This window comes from Neorhizobium sp. BETTINA12A (genome assembly GCF_023006485.1).
GTDB lineage: Bacteria > Pseudomonadota > Alphaproteobacteria > Rhizobiales > Rhizobiaceae > Neorhizobium.
In genome coordinates this window covers 20,703-40,691 of sequence record NZ_JALBGW010000008.1, presented here as the reverse complement: position 1 = coordinate 40,691, position 19,989 = coordinate 20,703, and the positions used below count along the sequence as shown (strand labels likewise).

General features: G+C 61.8%; 19 protein-coding genes. 13 read left to right on the top strand and 6 right to left on the bottom strand.

Annotated features, from left to right (window positions below):
• Window positions 1-31 precede the first annotated feature (31 nt).
• The 3 genes from MOV61_RS04210 to MOV61_RS04200 all read left to right on the top strand — a co-directional run bounded on the left by MOV61_RS04210 (window position 32) and on the right by MOV61_RS04200 (window position 3,424).
• Window positions 32-394, top strand: a complete 363-nt coding sequence (locus MOV61_RS04210) for an NIPSNAP family protein (RefSeq protein ID WP_247135669.1) — start codon at window positions 32-34, stop codon at window positions 392-394.
• Window positions 394-1,155 carry an SDR family NAD(P)-dependent oxidoreductase gene (locus MOV61_RS04205; protein WP_247135668.1) on the top strand — a complete coding sequence of 254 codons (762 nt, stop codon included), beginning with the start codon at window positions 394-396 and terminating at the stop codon, window positions 1,153-1,155. Before MOV61_RS04210 ends, MOV61_RS04205 begins: the two co-directional genes overlap by 1 nt.
• Before the next feature lie 178 nt (window positions 1,156-1,333).
• Window positions 1,334-3,424: a carboxy terminal-processing peptidase gene (locus tag MOV61_RS04200; protein ID WP_247135667.1), complete on the top strand. Its 2,091-nt coding sequence runs from the start codon at window positions 1,334-1,336 to the stop codon at window positions 3,422-3,424.
• Window positions 3,425-3,447: 23 nt separating this feature from the next.
• On the opposite strand, the gene MOV61_RS04195 is transcribed toward MOV61_RS04200, so the two are convergent.
• Both MOV61_RS04195 and MOV61_RS04190 read right to left on the bottom strand, forming a co-directional pair.
• Complete coding sequence (locus MOV61_RS04195) at window positions 3,448-4,164, bottom strand: response regulator transcription factor (RefSeq protein WP_247135666.1); 717 nt, start codon at window positions 4,162-4,164, stop codon at window positions 3,448-3,450.
• Entirely contained in the window at window positions 4,161-5,399 is a 1,239-nt protein-coding gene (locus MOV61_RS04190) for a GAF domain-containing sensor histidine kinase (RefSeq protein WP_247135665.1), read from the bottom strand. Before MOV61_RS04190 ends, MOV61_RS04195 begins: the two co-directional genes overlap by 4 nt.
• Before the next feature lie 240 nt (window positions 5,400-5,639).
• Here MOV61_RS04190 and MOV61_RS04185 point away from each other — a divergent pair, with 240 nt between their 5' ends.
• From MOV61_RS04185 to MOV61_RS04165, 5 genes are all read left to right on the top strand, one after another.
• A complete protein-coding gene (locus MOV61_RS04185; RefSeq protein WP_247135664.1) occupies window positions 5,640-6,656 on the top strand; it encodes an ABC transporter substrate-binding protein in 1,017 nt (338 codons plus the stop codon).
• An 87-nt stretch (window positions 6,657-6,743) separates the two neighbouring features.
• Window positions 6,744-8,207: a sugar ABC transporter ATP-binding protein gene (locus MOV61_RS04180; protein WP_247135663.1), complete on the top strand. Its 1,464-nt coding sequence runs from the start codon at window positions 6,744-6,746 to the stop codon at window positions 8,205-8,207.
• The gene (locus MOV61_RS04175) at window positions 8,204-9,145 is read left to right on the top strand and encodes an ABC transporter permease (RefSeq protein WP_247135662.1); all 942 of its coding nucleotides are present in this window, start codon (window positions 8,204-8,206) and stop codon (window positions 9,143-9,145) included. The genes MOV61_RS04180 and MOV61_RS04175 overlap by 4 nt, the downstream gene beginning before the upstream one ends.
• Window positions 9,142-10,089 carry an ABC transporter permease gene (locus MOV61_RS04170; RefSeq protein ID WP_247135661.1) on the top strand — a complete coding sequence of 316 codons (948 nt, stop codon included), beginning with the start codon at window positions 9,142-9,144 and terminating at the stop codon, window positions 10,087-10,089. The genes MOV61_RS04175 and MOV61_RS04170 overlap by 4 nt, the downstream gene beginning before the upstream one ends.
• Before the next feature lie 25 nt (window positions 10,090-10,114).
• The gene (locus tag MOV61_RS04165; RefSeq protein ID WP_247135660.1) at window positions 10,115-11,032 is read left to right on the top strand and encodes an SMP-30/gluconolactonase/LRE family protein; all 918 of its coding nucleotides are present in this window, start codon (window positions 10,115-10,117) and stop codon (window positions 11,030-11,032) included.
• Here the strand turns inward: MOV61_RS04165 and MOV61_RS04160 are convergent.
• From MOV61_RS04160 to MOV61_RS04145, 4 genes are read right to left on the bottom strand one after another with little or no spacing between them, the layout of a single operon-like run.
• The gene (locus tag MOV61_RS04160; RefSeq protein WP_247135659.1) at window positions 10,990-11,667 is read right to left on the bottom strand and encodes a CDP-alcohol phosphatidyltransferase family protein; all 678 of its coding nucleotides are present in this window, start codon (window positions 11,665-11,667) and stop codon (window positions 10,990-10,992) included. The two genes, MOV61_RS04165 and MOV61_RS04160, sit on opposite strands and share 43 nt — an antisense overlap.
• Complete coding sequence (locus MOV61_RS04155) at window positions 11,664-12,056, bottom strand: hypothetical protein (protein WP_247135658.1); 393 nt, start codon at window positions 12,054-12,056, stop codon at window positions 11,664-11,666. The genes MOV61_RS04160 and MOV61_RS04155 overlap by 4 nt, the downstream gene beginning before the upstream one ends.
• Window positions 12,056-13,003: a phosphatidate cytidylyltransferase gene (locus tag MOV61_RS04150; protein WP_247135657.1), complete on the bottom strand. Its 948-nt coding sequence runs from the start codon at window positions 13,001-13,003 to the stop codon at window positions 12,056-12,058. Before MOV61_RS04150 ends, MOV61_RS04155 begins: the two co-directional genes overlap by 1 nt.
• On the bottom strand, window positions 13,000-13,644 hold the full coding sequence (locus MOV61_RS04145) for a lysophospholipid acyltransferase family protein (protein ID WP_247135656.1): 645 nt from the start codon (window positions 13,642-13,644) through the stop codon (window positions 13,000-13,002). Before MOV61_RS04145 ends, MOV61_RS04150 begins: the two co-directional genes overlap by 4 nt.
• 210 nt (window positions 13,645-13,854) lie before the next feature.
• Here MOV61_RS04145 and MOV61_RS04140 point away from each other — a divergent pair, with 210 nt between their 5' ends.
• The 5 genes from MOV61_RS04140 to MOV61_RS04120 all read left to right on the top strand — a co-directional run bounded on the left by MOV61_RS04140 (window position 13,855) and on the right by MOV61_RS04120 (window position 19,982).
• Entirely contained in the window at window positions 13,855-14,838 is a 984-nt protein-coding gene (locus MOV61_RS04140; protein ID WP_247135655.1) for a LysR family transcriptional regulator, read from the top strand.
• Between the two features lie 140 nt (window positions 14,839-14,978).
• On the top strand, window positions 14,979-16,493 hold the full coding sequence (locus MOV61_RS04135; protein WP_247135654.1) for a class I adenylate-forming enzyme family protein: 1,515 nt from the start codon (window positions 14,979-14,981) through the stop codon (window positions 16,491-16,493).
• Window positions 16,494-16,515: 22 nt separating this feature from the next.
• Window positions 16,516-17,334, top strand: coding sequence for a creatininase family protein (locus MOV61_RS04130; protein WP_247135653.1), 819 nt, complete (start codon window positions 16,516-16,518; stop codon window positions 17,332-17,334).
• Between the two features lie 7 nt (window positions 17,335-17,341).
• Window positions 17,342-18,967 (top strand): CocE/NonD family hydrolase, encoded by a 1,626-nt coding sequence (locus tag MOV61_RS04125; RefSeq protein WP_247135652.1) that lies wholly within the window; start codon window positions 17,342-17,344, stop codon window positions 18,965-18,967.
• Complete coding sequence (locus MOV61_RS04120; protein ID WP_247135651.1) at window positions 18,957-19,982, top strand: ABC transporter ATP-binding protein; 1,026 nt, start codon at window positions 18,957-18,959, stop codon at window positions 19,980-19,982. Before MOV61_RS04125 ends, MOV61_RS04120 begins: the two co-directional genes overlap by 11 nt.
• Window positions 19,983-19,989: the final 7 nt, after the last annotated feature.

Below are 19,989 nucleotides of genomic sequence, written 5' to 3'. Positions count from 1 at the left end.
CAACGCGGTCCAAGTCAAAGAAGGAAAGACGATGAACGACACGATCACACAATTGGCCACGGTCGGCGCGTATGACCTGCGGATCTATGACGTCCACGAGGGCGAGATGGAGACCCTGTTGCAGGTCCTTGCCGAACTCGCCCTTCCCATGATGCCGGAACACGGCATCGAGCCGGTAGGCTTCTGGACGGAAGAAACCGCTGATAGGCTTTTCCAGATATCGAGCCATTCGAGGCTCGAAGATGTCCAGAGCAACTGGGATAGCTTTCATGCGGATCCTCGGTGGCAGGAAGGGCTGGCAAGGATCCGACAGGATCGCGTCATCGTGAAGAAGGTCGAGACCGTTCTTCTGCGCGGGCTCGACGGCCTGCCTTCAGCGGGAGGATATCTGTGATGTCACTCGAAGGAAAGACTGCTGTCGTGACCGGCGGCGCCCGCGGCATCGGCCGGGCTTATTGCGAACGCCTTGCGGCGGACGGAGCCAACGTCGTGGTCATCGACAGGGACGACGCAACTCCACTCCTGCGGTCGCTTTCCGGCAACGGACAGAAATATGCACTCGTCTGCGATGTCAGCGAACCTTGGAACATTGAAGGCGCTGCATCGACCGTTCTCGACCTGTTCGGTTGCTGCGACATCTTTGTAAATAACGCCGCCTATATGCCTATCACAACGCTCGAAACCGTCACTTCCGAGGTCTGGCGACGCGTTCACGCCATCAATGTCGAATCCATTGTTCACTTCGCCCGAGAATTTGTCCCGGCGATGGCTGCTGCCGGTTGGGGAAGAATCGTAACGACGGGATCTGCCGTGACGCTTCACCCTCAGACGCGCGACCTCGCCTACATTGCCAGCAAGGGCGCCGTTCACGCTGTCACGAAGGCACTCGCCAACGAACTTGCAGACAGGGGCATCACGGTGAATTCGCTCGCTCCGACCGTCGTTCTCACGGAGGGATTCGCCGGGCGCCTGCCCCTGGATGGGCCGTCCGCCGACGAAATGATGGAGCGGATCATATCCCAACAGACCATCAAGCGCGCCTGCGTGCCCAGGGACGTGGCAGACGCTCTGGCTTTTTTGGTCTCCGATGAAGCGGGCTTTATTACCGGGCAGATCATTCATGTGGATGGCGGCCGAACGAGAAGCGGCGCGTAATTCTTTCCCTCAAAGGCGGACCTGGCGCCGGAGCCCGTGTCGGCGATCAAGCGATCGCCGGGAGCCAGTGTTTTCGTGACGGATGCACCTTTCGCGGATATCGTTGCCAAAACGCCATAATTGTTGCACCAAGATCCCAACACTATAGTCTCGACGTTGCAAATGGGATCAAAGTCGAATGCGCATTCACTACGGTTTCCTCGGCATATTCCTTGCAATTGCGCCATCGGCATATGCGCTGGAAGTTGGGCCGCCGCCGGCTTTGTCGCCGCTGCAGGGCCAAGCGCAAGCCGCTCATTTGAGCGCGCAATTGCTGACGCGATATGCCTATAAGCCGGTTCCGCTCAACGATGCGCTATCTGTCAAGATCATAAATCGGTTCATCAAGTCCCTGGATCCGGACCGCATGCTCTTCCTGCAAGCCGACATCGACAAGTTCATGGCTGGCAGCGCCAAGATCGATGATGCCATCGTCCAGGAAGACCTGGATATTCCGTTTTCGATTTTTAATGTCTATGCGCAGCGCGTTGTCGATCGCATGACCTATGCGCGCAGCTTGCTCAAGCAGAACTTCGATTTCAGCGTGCGGGAAAGCTACTCTTTTCTCCGCGACGAAGAACCCTGGCCGCAGTCGGAGCAGGAAAGGAACGAGCTGTGGCGTAAACGCGTCAAAGGCGATTGGCTGCGTTTGAAACTGGCCGGCAAAGCCGATGCGGCAATTCGCGAGACGCTCGACAAGCGCTATCAGAACATCCTCGAGCGTGCTTACACATACAAGAGCGACGACGTTTTCCAGTCATTCATGGGCGCCTACACCACGTCGGTTGATCCGCACACGGATTATTTCGGTGCTGCCGCTTCGGCCAACTTCGACATTTCGATGAAGCTTTCGCTGGTTGGTATCGGCGCGGTATTGCAAGAACGCGATGGCTATACGACCGTCCGTGAACTCGTACCGGGAGGGCCCGCGCAACTGTCCGGAAAGCTGGCGGTCGGGGATCGTATTATCGGGGTCGGTCAGGGCGAGGATGGCACCGTAAAAGAAGTCGTGGGCACCCGCCTCGATGAAGTCGTGCAAATGATACGCGGGACGAAAGATTCCGTTGTCCGCCTGGACGTCCTGCCGGCAGACGCCGGCGAGAGCCACCGCGTCATCAGCCTGGTGCGGGACAAAATAAGCCTCGAAAAACAGGCCGCGAAAAAGGCCATCCTATCCGTGGAGGACCGCGGTGCGGCGCGCAGAATTGGGGTGATTACCCTGCCGGTGTTCTATGAGGACTTCGACGCGCGGCGCAAAGGAGACAAGGACTATAGAAGCGCAAGCCGCGACGTCGCCAAGCTTCTCGGCGAACTCAAGCGGGAAAACGTCGACGGCGTTTTGATCGATTTGCGCGATAACGGGGGAGGATCATTGGCCGAGGCGATCGATTTGACAGGCCTGTTCGTCGGCAAAGGCCCGGTGGTTCAGCAACGCGACGCCGAAGGGAAGGTCGAGGTAGAAAGCGATGATTTATCCGCGCCCGCCTGGGCAGGCCCGGTCGGCGTCCTGATCAATCGCGGTTCAGCGTCGGCCTCCGAGATTTTTGCCGCAGCGATACAGGATTACGGTCGCGGTGTGATTGTCGGCGAGCCTAGTTTCGGCAAGGGCACCGTGCAAACCGTCATCAATCTCGACAATGTCGCCCACAACAGCAAGCCGAAATTCGGCGAACTGAAATTGACGATTGCCCAGTTTTTCCGCGTCGACGGCGGGACAACACAGTTGCGGGGTGTGACGCCTGATATCAGCTTGCCGGGCCTTTCGGACCCGAAGACCCTTGGCGAGGCGAGTTATGACAATGCGCTGCCATGGGCCCAGATCAAGCCTGCGAAGTATACGGCCGCGGGCAATATGGCGGCGCTGCTGCCGCAGCTAAAAAGCCGCCATGATGCTCGCGTGCAAAACGATCGGAATTTCCAGCATTTTGTCGAGGACGCCGCCGAATTGAAGGCGCAGCGCGAGAAGCGCGTCATTTCCCTCAATGAATCGGAACGCCAAAACGAATTGACTGCCTTGGCAGCCCGTCTCAAGGCGCGCGAGCAAACAAACGACGGTTTGGCTCGCAGTGGAGACGATGGTCTGGAAGCAAACGAGCGTAGCCTGAGTGCTGATCTTGCTATTGAAAACGCCCGCAAGAACGCCAAAGACGTCCTGCAAAACGAAGCTGCCTCGATTGTTGCCGATGAAGCGGATTTGCTGGAGGGCACGTCAAAGCCCGGCACTCGGTGAAAGGCGGGCCGCCGCCTCGCCACTTAATTCCCGCCTGAATTGCGCAATTCGCGTTCGGCCCTTTCGAGCGCGCTGGCGTTCAGCACCTTGCGAAGCAGCGCTACGGCAACGGCCCGCATGCGGAGATTGTACCAGCCCTCCGGTCCGTCGCCTGGCACTTCGTACACATCCAGCTTTTCATAAAGCTGCTGGAGACGGTTCTGGACGCTCCGCAGCGAGAGCCTTTTGCGCTGGGAGATCGCTTTATCGGTCAGGCCGAGCGCCACATCCACTAGGATTTCGTATTCCGCATCGCTTAAACCATGCGCATTGCCGAGGCTCTTCTGCTGGATGCCACGCACCTCGCGGTCGATAACGCATTGCGACTCCATGAAGACGCCGCGCAGCGCCAGCTTCAGCCGCTCGTCGGAGGTTGATTTCAGCACATACCCATAGGTCGCACCTTCCGGAACGATGCGTGCCACCCCGCGGACATAGGCTTCATCGGAATAGTTCGACCAGAACAGGATCTTGGTGTCCGGCCGCTCGCGCCAGATGGTGCGGGCCGCCTCGATGCCGTTTCGCTCGCTCATCTGCAGGTCCATGACCACATGCTCGGCCCGCGATTGGCGCGCCTGCACCTCGCCGGTGTGGCCGTTTTCCGCTTCCAGAACCGTGTCGCATTCCGGCAGTGCTGCCCGCACCGCCTCGTGCAGATAGGACCGGTGCAGCGGATCGTCCTCAATGATCAGGACCCTCATGTCGACGCCTCCACCAGGCGCTTCGGCCCGACGGGGAGGGTGACCTTCACGGATGTGCCGCGACGGTCGGCATGACCGGCCATCTCGAACCGCGCGGAGATGAGCCGCGACCGTGTCTTCATGTTGTCGATCCCATGGCCCGCCTTGTCCTGCGGGCTGCAAATGCCATTGCCGTCGTCGTCCACCTCGATCGAAAGCATCCGCTTGCGGCTCGCAAGACGCACCAGGATGGTTTTTGGCTGGCCGTGTCTGATGGCGTTGTTGACGGCTTCCTGGACGATGCGAAACAGGGCCGTCGCCACGGTTTGGTCGAGGTCAACAAGTGCTCCGTCGCTTTCGTCAATCATCCGCCATTCGATTGGCTGCCCGCTTTCGCGCACCGAGCGCTCGAGATGGTTCTCGATCGCCTCGGCGACGCCGAACAGCTGCAGCACGGTCGGTTTGGCCTCCTCGATGATCTCACGAAGATCGTGCATGCATTGCTGCAGGGTGCGGCAGAGCGGTTCGAGCGCATCGCCATGCATGTCCGCAAGCCTCGACAGCCGCTCCATGCGCCGTGAGAGCCGCGTCAGGTCGGCAAGCGTCTGGTCGTGCAGGTCCATGCCAATCCTCTGGCGTTCGGCCTCCAGCGCCTCCGTCAGTTTCAGCGCCCCCAGCCGCAGCCCCTCCTCGCGGGCGCGTGCCTCCGTCTCGACGATCGCCGAGCGCTTGGCCTGTTCGGCCGCCCTCAATGCAAAGAAATAGGGTGCCAAGAGGTCGGCGATCGAACGGGCGTTCTCGACATCCTCCATCGAATAGCTGTCACGTTCATGGCTGGAACAGCTCAAGGCACCTATGATATCTCCTTGGACCTTGAGCGGCACATGCAGCCTGCTCCTCAAGGAAAGCGCGATAATCGGGCTCGAAAAGGCGCCTTCGAAATGGAAGCGCGGGTCGGCACAGGCATCGGGCGACAAAAGGAAATCCACCTCTCCGGCCAAAAGCGTGCGGATCGGGCTGCCGGTCAAGAGCGCCGGCGGCTGCTGGCTCCAGGCAGTCGCAAGTCCGCTTTCGTAAGCGATGTGGTATTTGCCATCCACCATCTTGATGCAGACGTCGAGATGGTCGTGCGGAATGATGTGGCTGATCTCGGCGGCCACCGCCTGGATGATAGCATTAAAATCGAGCTGGCCGGCAAGAAGCCGGGAGATGCCGAGATAGCGGTCGAACAACGCGTTTCGCGCCCGATTGAGCATGACGGACCTCCTCCAGTCCTTGAAACCATTAGACGCTTCGTTGTGGTTCTTGTCTTGCGGGAACCCGCATATTTTGCGCGAGCACCCGCAGAAAGGTTGCTTGTATGCGCCTATACAACATCTGATTTCTCCTCCATTCTCCTCCTACTGAGCAAACGGGGCTCAGCGCAAACACTATCTTCGGCCACCGTTGAGGAGCGGCCCGAGGAGAACCCCGTTGGGAACTCTAGGGAGGAAATCATGATCATCAGAAAGATGCTTTTCGCATCTGTCGCTATCGCTTGCGTTGCCGGGCCGGTCTCCGCCCTGGCCGAAACTTCGGGCAAGAAGATTGCCCTTTCCAACAACTATGCCGGCAATTCCTGGCGGCAGGCGATGCTGACCAGCTGGGACAAGATCACCAAGGACGCCGTCGCAAAGAAGATCGTCGCCGCTGCCGATCCGTTCACGACCGCAGAAAATCAGGCGACCGAGCAGGCCGCGCAGATCCAGAACATGATCCTGCAGGGTTATGATGCGATCGTCATCAACGCCGCCTCGCCGACCGCCCTCAATGGCGCCATCAAGGAGGCCTGCAACGCCGGTATCACGGTCGTCTCGTTCGACGGCATCGTAACCGAACCTTGCGCCTGGCGCATCGCGGTCGACTTCAAGGGGATGGGCGAAAGCCAGGTCGAATACCTCGCCAAGAAGATGCCGAAGGGTGGGAACCTTCTGGAGATCCGAGGCCTTGCCGGCGTTTCGGTCGACGATGAAATCCACGCTGGCATCCAGGCGGGCGCTCAGAAAAACCCGCAGTTCAAGATCGTCGGTGCCGTCAACGGCGACTGGGCTCAGGATGTCGCGCAACGCGCAGTCGCGGGCATCCTTCCGAGCCTGCCGGAAATCACGGCAGTCGTGACCCAGGGCGGCGACGGTTATGGTGCGGCACAGGCCTTCGCCGCAGCGAACCGACCGACCCCCACCATCGTTATGGGCAACCGCGAGGACGAACTCGTCTGGTGGAAGCAGCAGAAAGACAAGAACGGCTACGAGACCATGTCGGTCTCGATCGCGCCCGGCGTCTCGACGCTCGCCTTCTGGGTGGCACAGCAGATCCTTGACGGCAAGCAGGTGAAGAAGGACCTGGTTGTTCCTTTCCTGCGCATCGACCAGGCCAATCTCGAAACGAACCTCGCCAGTACCCAAAAGGGCGGCGTCGCCAATGTCGAATATTCGCTGGAAGACGCTCAGAAAGTCATCAGCAGCGCCAAGTGAGCTGATCCTCCCACACAACAGGGCATGGCGCCGGCAGGTGCCGTGCCTCCGCACTGCCCTGCCCAGATCATCGATGACGTGTTCCGCATGAATGAAATAACAGCAAGACGAGAGGTGGTCGCGGCCCGCGGCGTCAAGGTGACCTTCGGCGCCGTCAAGGCGTTGGATGGAGCGGATCTCGTCATCCACGGCGGGGAATGCGTTGGCCTCGTGGGCCACAACGGCGCCGGCAAGTCCACCATCGTCAACGTTATCAACGGCAGCCTGAACCCGCATGCGGGCGACGTCAGCTATGGCGGTGCCACGGCCCAGCATGGGATCTCGACTGCACGAGCCAATGGTGTTCGCTGCGTCTTCCAGGAATTGTCGCTCTGCCCCAACCTTACCGTCAGCGAGAACGCCCGCGTCATGCATGCGGAACTCGCCGGCTGGAACTGGCGCACCAGGGCAGTCGCCCTCGTCAAACAGCAATTGGGGGAAATTTTCCCCGGCCACGGCATCGATTGCGACAGCACGATCGACGACCTTTCGATCGCCGAGCGACAGATGGTCGAGATCGCCATCAGCTTCGCCGGCCTGAACGAAAAGCCGAAGCTCGTCATTCTCGACGAGCCGACCTCTTCGCTCGACGCAGGGCTGGCGGCGCAGCTCATGGCCTATATCCGGAAGTTCGTCGGGGAGGGGGGATCTGTGCTGCTGATCTCTCATATCTTGGGCGAAATCCTCTCCACCTCGGATCGCATCGTGGTGATGAAGGACGGCCGCGTCGTCGCCGACCGCTCCGCTTCGGAGTTCAGTACCCGCAGCCTCGTCGAAGCCATGGGCAACGTTGTGCGCGAGCAGGAATGGCAGCGCGCGGCAAACAAGCGTGATGGCGCGCCGGTGCTTGCCATGCCGCCGCGACGGGGTCACGGTCTTGCCTTTCAAGCCCATCGCGGCGAGATGATCGGCCTTGCCGGTCTCGGGGGACATGGCCAGACGGAAACGCTCCTCGATCTCTATCTTTCGCACAACAGCAACTGGTGGCCGGCACGCCGGAAGGAGATCGCCTTTGTTGCCGGCGACCGCAGCCTGAACGGTATATTCCCGCTCTGGAGCATCCTGAACAATCTCAGCATCGCCTCGCTTGGCGATATTTCCTCCCGGAGCATCGTGGACCATGACCGCGAAGGCGTGCTCGGTAACGGCTGGAAGAAGCGTATCGAGATCCGTACGCCGGACATGGAAAACCGCATCCTGTCGCTTTCCGGCGGCAATCAGCAAAAAGTGCTGTTCGCCCGTGCATTGGCGACGACCGCGAGGATCGTGCTGATGGACGATCCGATGCGCGGCGTCGATGTCGGCACCAAGCAGGAAGTCTATGACATCCTGCGCTCCGAGGCTGCCACCGGCCGCACCTTCATATGGTATTCGACGGAAATGGACGAAATTCGCCTCTGCGACCGGGTCTACGTTTTTCGAGAAGGCGCCGTCGTCGCGGAGCTCGCGGGCGACGAGATCACCGAGAAAAACATACTTGAGGCCTCCTTCAGCGGAGGCGAGGCGGCATGAAAATATCCTCCGGCACGATCCGCCTTATCATCCCTGCCGCGTCGCTGGCGCTGCTGCTCATCGCCGTTTTCTACATGCAGCCGCGCGCCATGAGCTATACAGGCCTCAACCTGCTCTTCAATCTCGCCGTGCCGATCGCGCTCGCGACGGTGGCGCAAATGCTGATCATGGCGGTTAACGATCTCGACCTGTCGATGGGCGCGTTCGTCAGCTTCTGCGCCTGCGTGACGGCGACGTTCCTGCAAGCCTCCCCGGCAATCGGCGTGTTGATTTTCCTGGGCGCCATTGCGGCCTATGCCGTGATCGGCGTTGTCATCCATGTTCGAGAATTGCCCTCGATCGTCGTGACGCTGGGTATGAGCTTCGTCTGGGGCGGGCTTGCGGTTCTTATGCTGCCATCCCCCGGTGGCGAAGCTCCGACCTGGGCCCGCTGGCTGATGACCTCCCGGCCTCCTTTTGTGCCGATGGCGATCGTCGCCAGCATCGTCATCGCGGCGGTCACCCATTTCGTCATCATGCGCTCCTCCGTCGGTGTGCTGATCCGCGGCATTGGCGGCAATGTCCGCTCGGTCGAGCGCGCCGGCTGGTCGGTTATCCGCATCCGCGCCGGAACCTATGCGTTGGCCGGCTTCTTCGCCGTTCTATCCGGCATCGCGCTCGTCGGCCTTACGACCTCGGCGGATGCGAATATCGCGCTGCGCTACACGCTGTTGTCGATCGCCGGCGTCATCCTCGGCGGCGGCGAGTTCGTCGGCGGCAAGGTCTCGCCGATCGGCGCCGTTATCGGGGCATTGACCCTCACGCTCGCCGGCTCCTTCCTCTCCTTCATGCGCATATCGCCCGACTGGCAGATCGGCGCGCAGGGCGCGATCCTGATCGTCGTGCTGGCGCTTCGCCTTTTCCTGAACCGGTTGGAAAAGCAGGAGAAGGGCCGATGAACGCCGCGCGCCTCCTCTTTACCAAGCCCTGGATCTGGTCCTTCGCGGCTACGATGATCGTCTGGGTCGTCACCGTTCTTTTTACCGGCGGCGCAAGCTCGCTTGGCTTGTCGCAGGCAGCCTTAACCTTCGCGGCCTTCTCGGTCATCGTCGGCATCGGCCAGATGTTCGTCATCACCCTCGGTCCCGGCAATATCGATCTTTCCGTGCCCGCCACGATGACGCTTTCCGGGACCCTGGCATTGAAGCTGATGGACGTGCAGGATGGCATGATCCTCGTCGGCCTGCTGACGTCGATCCTGCTGGGTTTCGCAATTGGCATCGGCAACTATGCGCTGATAAAACTCCTGCGCATCCCGCCGATCATCGCGACCCTGTCCATAAGCTTCATCGTGCAGTCGACAGCCATCTGGGCGAACCGCGGCCTGCGCATCAAGCCGCCGGAAGCGCTGGCGAGCTTCACGACCTCAAGCCTGTTCGGCATCCCGAATATTGCGATCGTCGCCCTGATCCTCTCGGTCATCGCTTGGGTTCTGCTGAAAAAGACCATTTACGGCCGCTGGATCTCGGCGATCGGCCAAAGCACATTCGCCGCCCGGATGACCGGCATTCCGGTCGACGGCACGCGGCTCGTCACCTACATCCTCTGTGCCGTGCTGGCTTCGATCTGCGGTTATCTGCTCGCGAGCTTCTCCGGCGGGGCTGCACTGAACATGGGGTCCGAATACTTGCTGATGTCGATCGCCGTCGTGGTGATCGGCGGAACGGCGGTCGCGGGCGGCAACTCCAACATCCCCGGCATCTGGGGCGCGTCGCTCTTCATGTTCCTTGTCGTGTCGATGTTGAACACCTATGGCTTCGGTGCCGGGTTTCGCCTCATCCTGACCGGCCTCATCATCATCGCCGTCATCCTGGTTGCCGGCGGCCGTCAATCCAACCGATGAACAAACTCAAATCGGACCCTCTCCCATGCCGCAGATCCCTTCCATCTACGAAATCCACGACGACCGCTTTCGGCACCTGATCGTTGGCAGCGCGGCTCTCGAAGAGCTTTATTCCGATTGCCGCTGGGCCGAAGGTCCGGTCTGGTTTGCGGATCTGAACTGCCTGATCTGGAGCGACATACCCAACCAGCGCATGCTGCGCTGGGCGCCGGACGGCGGCGTCTCGATCTTCCGTTCGCCGTCGAATTTCGTCAACGGCAATACACGCGACCGGCAAGGCCGGCTCGTGTCGTGCGAACACGGCGGCCGGCGTGTCATCCGGACCGAGATCGACGGCACGATCACCGTTCTTGCCGACCGTTATCAGGGCAAACGGCTCAACTCGCCGAACGATGTCGTCGTGCGCTCGGATGGCAGCGTCTGGTTCACCGACCCGACCTACGGCATCAAGTCCGACTATGAAGGTTACCGGGCCGAGCCGGAGCAGGATACACGTAATGTCTACCGCCTCGATCCGGTGAGCGGCGACCTCGAGGCGGCCGTCACCGATTTCGGCCAGCCGAACGGCCTCGCGTTCTCACCGGATGAAACGAAGCTCTACGTCGCCGACTCCGCCTCCAGCCATGATGTCAGCGCGCCGCGTCACATCCGCGTCTTCGACGTGGTCGACGGCAAGCGTCTTGCCAAGGGCAAGATCTTCTGCAGTCTCGACAATGGCCTGCCCGACGGTTTCCGCGTCGATGTCCAGGGCAACGTCTGGACGAGCGCCGGCGATGGCGTGCATTGCTTCTCCCCGAAAGGCGAACTTCTCGGCAAGATCCTAGTGCCGCAGACGGTCGCAAACGTCACGTTCGGCGGCCCGCGCAAAAACCGACTTTTCATCACCGCCACCAAGTCGCTCTATTCGGTTTTCCTGGCGACCAGCGGCGCGGCGCTGGGCTGACCTTTGAGGCGCGCGATCAACGTCCTTGAGCGGCGGATTGCCGTGAAGGCCGCGCCGAGCGCGATTATTCCGAGACCAATCATCAGGATTTGGTTGTACCCGCCCCACAAGGGTTCAAGGATCGATGCCAATCCGGCCGCGGTGATCGTTGCCATCCGGTGCTGCTTGGCCATCGGGCCGGAGAAATCACTCGGATTGCCTGTGGCGCGGCCGAGTTCCCGGACATAGGCTGTCAAGACGGCAAAAGCACCGGCGGCCCAGCCGAGACCTGGCATGCCGATCCCGTATCCAACGCCCGCGAAGATCAGGAGATCGGCGACGCGATCCGGGAACTCGTTCCAGAACGGGCCGTCGGGCTCTCCCTTTCCGCCTTCGACGGCGACCATGCCGTCGAACAGATTGCAAAGCAGCCGGCCCTGGCAGCAGAGGACGGCCAGTAGCAGGCAGGCAATACGCGTCCATCCGACCGTTTGTCCCGCCAGATAGAAGGCGCCGCCGCCAAGCGCTGCCGCGACCATGCTGGCCTGGGATATCTGGTTGGGCGTGATGGTTTTCGACGCCATCCACCGCGCGATCGCGCCGGCCCAGCGGGTGTTGCGGCTTGCCAGAGGTCGCCTGTCGCCTGTCTCGGTCATGTCTTGGCACCTCGTGCAGAGATCGAATAATTGTAGATCGTGGCGTAGCTCGTCGATACCAGAAGCGGAACCGCAATGGTCTTGAGGATCTCCGGTGTGCCGCTCGCCGCGTGGATGGCGACGAGAACAGCGGCCGAGCCGAGGCAGGCAATGAGTGGCGGCGCCCAAAACCGCGTCAGGCCGTCAAAGCGCTTCGAAAGCCCGTCGATCACCGATTTCAGGAAAAGCGTCAAGCAGGCGGACATCACGCCCTGTACCGCACCGGAATAAAGCGGCCTTGGCATTTCATAAGCGCGGTTGGCAAAAACGGCCCAGCCGCCCATGGCAAGAAACGCAAACAGCACATGCACCGTCCCGCTGCGCGCCAGTCGCTTCAGCGCGTCCGACATCACAACGACCACCAGTAGCGTACGATATGAAAGAAGATCGGTGCGGAGAAGACGACGGAATCCAGCCTGTCGATCAGGCCGCCATGTCCTTCGATGAGATTGCCCCAATCCTTGATGCCGCGATCCCGCTTGATCGCCGACATCACCAGGCCGCCGAAGAAACCCATCAATGTGATGACGAAGGCGAGAAGTCCCGCCTGAACCGGAGTGAACGGCGTAATCCACCAAAGGGCCGCACCGATCAGAGTGGCGCTGATGACGCCGCCGACAAAACCTTCGACTGTTTTCGACGGCGACAGTTTCGGAGCGATCTTGGTGCGCCCGAACAGCTTGCCCCAGACGTATTGCAGCACGTCACTCAACTGGACCACGATCACCAGGAAGGCGATCAGCAGCACGTTGCGGCCCTCGTAGCCCGGGATGTTCAAGGTCAGCAGCGCCGGCACATGCGAGGCGCAGAAGACGCAGATCATCAGTGCCCATTGCACCTCGGCGATGCGGATCAGAAAGCGCTCCGTATCGCCCCTGAGCACGGATATGATCGGCATCAGCAGGAATGCATAGACCGGAATGAAGATCGAGAAGATGCCGTATTGTTCCGCCCAGAGCAGATAGTATTGAAGCGGCACCACCACGAAGAAGGCGGCCGCCAATGCCCAGTGATCGGCCCTGCGGGTGTTGATGAGGGTGACAAATTCCCGAAGCGCGGCAAAGGAGCAGAACCCGAATAGAATGAGAACGCCGATGCGGCCCGCCACGAAGGCAATGCCGATCAGGATGACCATGATCCACCAGGCCTTGATCCGGGCATTGAGGTTTTCGATCGACGCGTTCGAGCCGGTCGGCGAGAGGCGCTGCTGCAGCACGTAACCGATGGCCGAGGCGAGAATGAGCACGCCGAAGATACCCGCCACCAGCGTCAAGAGATCGGAACTCGCGGCACTCATTCGCCACTCCCTGCAGGTTTAGGAGACAAAGCTAAAAGAGCGCTTCGCATTCGTTCAAGGAAAGCGTCCTTGGTTTCACCCGGAGTGAACTGCAGGGCACTACCGAAGGTGACGGTGCAGATCAGCGGTATCGGGACGATCTCGCCCTTCGGCATGACGCGATTGAGATTGTTGATCCAGACCGGAACGAGATCGATGTCGGGCCGCGCGGTGACCAGATGAAAAATGCCGCTCTTGAACGGAAGAAGAGAGGCCTCGGACTGGTTTCGCGTGCCTTCCGGAAAGAGGATCAGCGATGAACCGGCGTCGATCGCCGAGGCCATTTGCGCGATGGGATCCTCCGTCCTCTTGTCCCGCTCTCTTTCGATGAGGACCGCATTGAAGACGTCGCTGCCGATGAAGCGGTTGAGCGGCGATTTCAGCCAGTATTCAGCGCCGGCAACCGGACGAGCCTGATGGCGGAGCCTTGGCGGCAACACCGCCCAGACCAGCACGAAGTCGCCATGGCTGGAGTGATTGGCAAAATAGACACAAGGGCGGGAAGGCAGCCCCTCCTCGGGCCATATGGCGCGAACCGCCGTGACCGCCCGGGCAAACAGGACGATTACCGCCGCCGCGGCCTTTGCAATAAAACTTTTCATCCATCCCCCGGCCGAAACTCGCGATCGCGCCGCCCAAACTCTAGCACCGTCACCGCCGGAAGAAAGGAAACTTCGCAGACGTCCAGCTGAAAAATCGCAGAGATGCTGCCGCGCCACTCATACGCCCTCCACCGCTGGAGCAAGACAAGTTCGCTAGGTGGCACATCGCTTGCATCGCGTCCCCCGATCCGCCTGCAAGAGGAAACGGCCGTGTACGCGAACATAAATCCCTCGATCGACGTCAGGTTGCTGCGCACCACTTATCTGCTGCTGAGGGAGCGCAATGTCTCGAAGGTCGCCGTGCTGCTCGGACACAGTCAGCCGGCCGTCAGTGCCTGCCTGAAGAAGGCGCGGGAGATATTTTCGGATCCGCTTCTCGTGCGCAGCGGCCAGAAACTGGTGCTGACCGAGCGCGGCGAAGAGGTGATGGCCTCGATCGCGGCCATGCTCGAAGGCCTCCTGGATACACTCAACCGCAGCAGCCAGTTCGATCCCGGCATGGTTCACAGCCGGATGCGGATTGCCGCGGTCAACTGCTTCGGCACCTTCCTCATTCCGCCGATCGCCACCAGCATCCGAAGCGAAGCGCCCGGCATATCGGTCGACTTTTTCGCACCCTCGGAACAGAGCGACCTGATCGAGGATCTGGGATCGGGCCGGGTTGACATGGTGATCGGCAATTGGCCGGCGCCGCAGCAGAGCCTGAAATCGAGCACACTCCTGCATTGCGACATCGCCTGCGTGGTGCAGAAATCGAACCCGCTGGCGAAGCGCGGACGCCTACTGCTCGACGATTATATGGATGCCGACCATGTATCGCCGACGCCCGGCTCCAACGCCGTCTACAGCCCGATCGACGGGCGGCTGGCGCAGCTTGGAATGCGCCGCCGCATCGCCATGTCGGTGCCGGAATACGCGCTGATCCCGGCGATCCTTGCCGAAACAGACCTGATCTTCACCACGGCGCGGCCCTATGCGGAATATATCGTCGCCAACGCCCCGGCCAATCATTTGCAGCTCGTCGAGGCGCCGAGGGAGTTCGACCAGATGAACCTCTATCTGTTGTGGCACGAGCGGGCTCACAACAGCGGCGCCAACCGGTGGCTGCGCAATGTCATCCGCACCGTCGCGCGCCGTTTCGACCAGACGCTGCACCCCGCGCCATCCGCAATCCCGCTGCGGGCCGCCTCTTGAGGCCGGCAGGTATAAGCAAACGAATATACCCGCTATCGACGGTCGTGGCATTCACCCGCGGACAAAATTTGCCCATGCTGCAGGCAGGATTTACATCTGCCAAAGAATTGAGCAGGCAGATTTAGCGCCGGGAATTTCGAATGCTGATGCACACTCTTCTCGTGGATGGCGCCAATCGCGATCCGGACCATGCCTGTTTCCACTGGGTCGATCGCGACAAGAGCCTGACCTATGCTCAGGCCGTCGAAGCCATGGAGCGGGCTGCCGGCGCGCTGCACAGTTTCGGGGTCAAGCCGGGCGATCGGGTGACGATCTTTGCGCATAACGGCATGGACTATCTGACGACGATGCTGGGCTGCTGGCGGCTCGGGGCGATTTCAGCTCTCGTAAACGTCAAATTCGCCGACGAACTTGCCTATTATTTCGGCGATCACCAGCCGACGGTGGTCGTTTATACTCATGACAAACACGAACAGGTGAGGGCGGCAGCCGCCGGCGTGCCGACAATCCGGGCATTGATCTGCATGGACGGGCCGCAACCGGGCGCTCATTCCCTGCCGGACCTGATGGCGGCTGCCCTGCCGGCGCCTGCCGATCCGGGCAACGAAGATGCGATTGCCCATCTTTCCTATACGTCCGGGACCACCGGCAAACCGAAGGGTGCCTGCCTCAAGCATGAGCCGACGGTGCGGGCGACCCGCTGCATCGCCGAGCGGCTGCAGATCACCGCGGCCGACGTTTCGTTCGGCCCAAGCGCGTTGTCGAGCTCCTACCAGCTGGTCGGCAATCTCCTGCCGCAGCTTTCGCGTGGTGCGGCCATCAATGTCATGGGGCGCTGGACGCAACAGGCCGGCTTCGATGCGCTTGAGGCCCGCGGCGCCACCATGCTGATCGCCAATCCGCCGATCCTGACCGATCTCCTCAACGAGGCCACCATCCGCAGCCGGGTGCCGGCGGCACTGCGCATGAGCATGTCCGGCGGCGGTCCGGTTCCGCCGGTTCTCAAGGCTGGCTGGCACGAGAAGCTGAAGCTGCCGCTGGTCGAAAGCTACGGCCAGTCCGAGCTCGGCGGTTTCGTGGCGCTGGGCTTTCCGAAGCTCGATGCCGCCGACATCGAGACCCGCCGCGCCGGAATGCCGCTGCCGGACAAGGAAGTGCGCATTCTCGATTCCGACGGCAGCGAACTTCCCTGCGGTTCGGTCGGCGAGATCGCGCTTCGCGGCGGTTTCATGTGGGGTTACTGGGGCAAGCCCGAAAAGACCGCCGAGACGCTGCGCGACGGCTGGCTGTGGACCGGCGATATCGGCACGATGGACCGGCATGGCTTTGTCACCATGATGGGGCGTCGCTCAGAGCTTCTCGAAGTGGGCGGCAAGATCTGGTATCCGCGCGATGTGGAAGAGGCGCTGTCGACGGTCGCCGGTATCGAGCAGGCGGCGGTGGTCGGTGTTCCCGATGTGGCGATGAAGACACGGCCGGTCGCCTTCGTGCAGGCCGCCGCACCGGTCGATGGCGAGGCCGCCAAGGCGCAGATCGCAGCCACGCTTCCCTACGACCTCTCCGTCATGACGGTCATTTCCCTGACCGAGCTGCCCATGACCCCCACCGGCAAGATCGCCAAGGCGGAGCTGGCGGCACGCGCCGCCGCTACCTGAGCGACAATCAAGGAAAATGACCATGAAACTGAAATCGCATTGGTGGTGGGATCATACCGCAAAGGATTTCTCCGAATTCGAGATGGAGAAGTTCGTGGCGATCCTGCCGATCGCGGCCGTCGAGCAGCACGGGCCACACCTTCCGGTCCGCGTCGATGCCGCGATCAATGCCGGCGTCGTCGCCCGCACGGTCGAACTGATGGACGACGACCTGCCGGTTCTGGTGCTGCCGATGATGCCGGTCGGCAAGTCGGTCGAGCATACCGCCTATCCGGGCACGCTCACCTTCAACTACGACACGCTTGCCAAGATGTGGTTCGAACTCGGAGAGAGCGTCAATCGCGCCGGCTGCCGCAAGATCATCTTCGTCAATTCGCATGGCGGCCAGCCACAGGTGATGGACATCGTCTGCCGCGAGCTGCGCATCAAGCTCGACATGTTCGCCGTCAGCGCCTGGGCGAGCGCCGGCGCCGATTTCTCCGACCTGTTCAGCGCCCACGAGATGAAGCATGGCATTCACGGCGGCGAAGCGGAGACCAGCGTGATGCTGCATCTGCATCGCGAGTTGATCGACATGCAGTATGCCGAGGATTTTGTTCCCGTCTCCGTCGAGCTGGAGGCGGCCGGCGGGTTGCTGATGCCGGAAGGCCGGATCGGTTACGGCTGGCAGACCCAGGACGTGCAGCCTTCCGGCGCCTGCGGCAATGCCGCTGCCGGCGATGCCGAGCGCGGCCGGCTTTATGTCGAGCGCAGCGCCACCAATCTCCTGAAGCTGATCAAGGAAGTGCTGGATTTCCCGCTCGACCGGATCACTTCCAAAACCATGTACAAGGGCCGATGACTTGACGATGTCACCCGCACCATACGGCGTTTCCGGCCCCGAAAGGGGCGAGCTTCTGCTCGATGACGGCGTCGTGCTGGTGTCCGACATCTATCGTCCGATCGGGGAGGGCACATTTCCGGTCCTCCTGATGCGGCAGCCCTACGGGAGGGCCATCGCCTCCACCCTCGTGCTGGCGCACCCCTCGTGGTATGCCTCGCGCGGCTATATCGTCGTCATCCAGGACGTGCGCGGTTGCGGCGATTCCGGTGGTGTTTTCGAGGCTTTCGTCAGCGAGATGGCCGACGGCGCGCGCACGCTGGAATGGGCGGCTAAATTGCCCGGAAGCAGCGGCAAGCTCGGTCTCTACGGCTTCAGTTATCAGGCCGTGACACAATATTTCGCCATTGCCGGCAAGGGGAGGGTGCGGCCGGATGCGATTGCGCCTGCCATGGGTTCGTGGATGCCCCGTGACGACTGGGCCTATGAGGGCGATGCCTTCCGGCTCGGGCTCAATGCCGGCTGGGCAGCACAGATGGCGCGGCTGACCACGGCACGGCGCGAGGATGCCAGGACCTATGGGGCGATTGGCGCGGTTACGGACGAGGCAGCCCTTCGCGACCTGCTCGTCTCTCGGCCCGACATATCGCATCTCGTCAAATGGGTGGCGGACGAGAAGGACTATTGGGATGCGGTTTCGCCGGGTGCGCTGCTGGCTGACGATCCACTGGACATACCGGTTCTCCATACCGGTGGATGGGCGGACTTCCTGCTTCAAGGCACCTGGGCTGCAGATGCCGCGTTCAGGGCCAAGCATCCGGACAGCACCCATCTGGTGATCGGCCCCTGGGCACATGCGCCCTGGAACCGTGCAGGCGGCGCTACCGACATGGGGCCGGAGGCGGAACTCTCGATCGACCGCGCCCAACTGGCCTTCTTTGATTTCTATCTCAAGGGGCTCGGCGAGAGACCGCAGCCGGTAAGGTTGTTCGACATAGGGCGTCGGGCCTGGTGCGATTTCGCAGATCGCCCCGTCAGCTCCGAAGCCGAGTTTTTCCTCTCCTCCTCAGGCCTTGGCGCGGCAATGGTCAGCGACGGTAGCCTGTCGATGGAGAGTGGCGCGCAAGCCCGCGACACGTTCGTGCACGATCCGACTCGTCCGACGCCGCTTGTCGGTGGCCATCTCGGCACGCCTGTCGGCTTTGCCGATCGAAGCAACCACGACAACCGCGCCGATGTCGCCGTCTATACCAGTGCGCCCTTCGACGCGGCGCGTTTCTTCGTTGGCGAGGCCTCGGCCGAGATCGAGGTGGAGACGCAATCCGAAGGTTTCGACCTCTGCGCGACACTGTCGCTCGTCGCGCCATCTGGAGAGGCGAGGGTGCTGAGCACCGGTTATGCCCGCTTCGCAGGCGGCGGCAGGGTTTCGGCGCGCATCAATCTGCGCCCTATCTGCGTCACCGTTTCCGAAGGTTTCGCGTTGCGGCTTTCGCTGCAGGGCGCCGGCGCGCCGGTCTTCGAAGTTCATCCCGGCGACGGTCCCTTCGCGTCCGTGCCCGAAATGGCGCGGCGACCGATCACCATTTCCATCTGCCATGGCGGGACGACTCGTTCCCGCCTGATCATGCCCGAGGCTCTCGACCATGTCGCATAAGCACTACCTCACGCTCGACAACATCACGGCCACCTACGGCGATTCCGTCGCCGTCAGCGGCCTCACGATCGAGGTCGCCAAGGGCGAGCTTCTGTCGCTGCTCGGGCCGTCCGGCTGCGGTAAGACGACGACGCTCCGGATGATCGCCGGTTTCGTGCAGCCATCGGAAGGGCGCGTCATCCTCAACGGCGAGGACATCAGCAAGCGCCCGGTCCATACCCGCAATATCGGCGTCGTCTTCCAGTCCTACGCGCTGTTTCCGCATCTGACGGCGCTCGACAATGTCGGTTTCGGCCTGCGCATGCGCCATGTCGGCAAGGCCGATTGCCGTGCCCGCGCTGCCGCAGCACTCGATACGGTCGGGCTCGGCGCCTATTACGATCGGTATCCCGGCCAGCTTTCCGGTGGCCAGCAGCAGCGCGTGGCGCTTGCCCGCGCGCTGGTGATCGAACCGGACGTGCTCCTCCTCGACGAACCGCTGTCCAACCTCGATGCCCATCTTCGCGCCGACATGCGCACCGAAATCCGCACGCTGCAGCAGCGGCTCGGCATCACCACCGTCTTCGTCACCCATGACCAGCAAGAAGCGCTTGCGATGTCAGATCGCGTCGCGGTGATGAACAAGGGGCTGCTTGCCGAGATCGGCACGCCGGTCGGGCTCTGTGACCGGCCGCATTCGCCGTTCACCGCCTCCTTCCTCGGTGCCCGCACGGTGATCGAGGGCAAGACCGAGAACGGCCTGTTCACCGCGCCGGGGCTGACATGCGAAGGGGCGCCTGCCGGTGCCACCCGTCTCGTGCTGCGCGCATCTCGCCTGAGACTGTCCGGTGAGACAGGCCCGCTGCATGTCTCAGGCACGCTCGTCAATGCAGCCTTCCTCGGCGACACCTACGAAGCCGATATCCAATCCGCATGCGGCACGATCCGCCTGATCGTGCCTTCGGATATGCCGCCTCCGCCCCTTGGGACGCCGTGCAGCATCCAGACCCAGCCGGGTGGCGCCACATTCATCTGACCGAAAA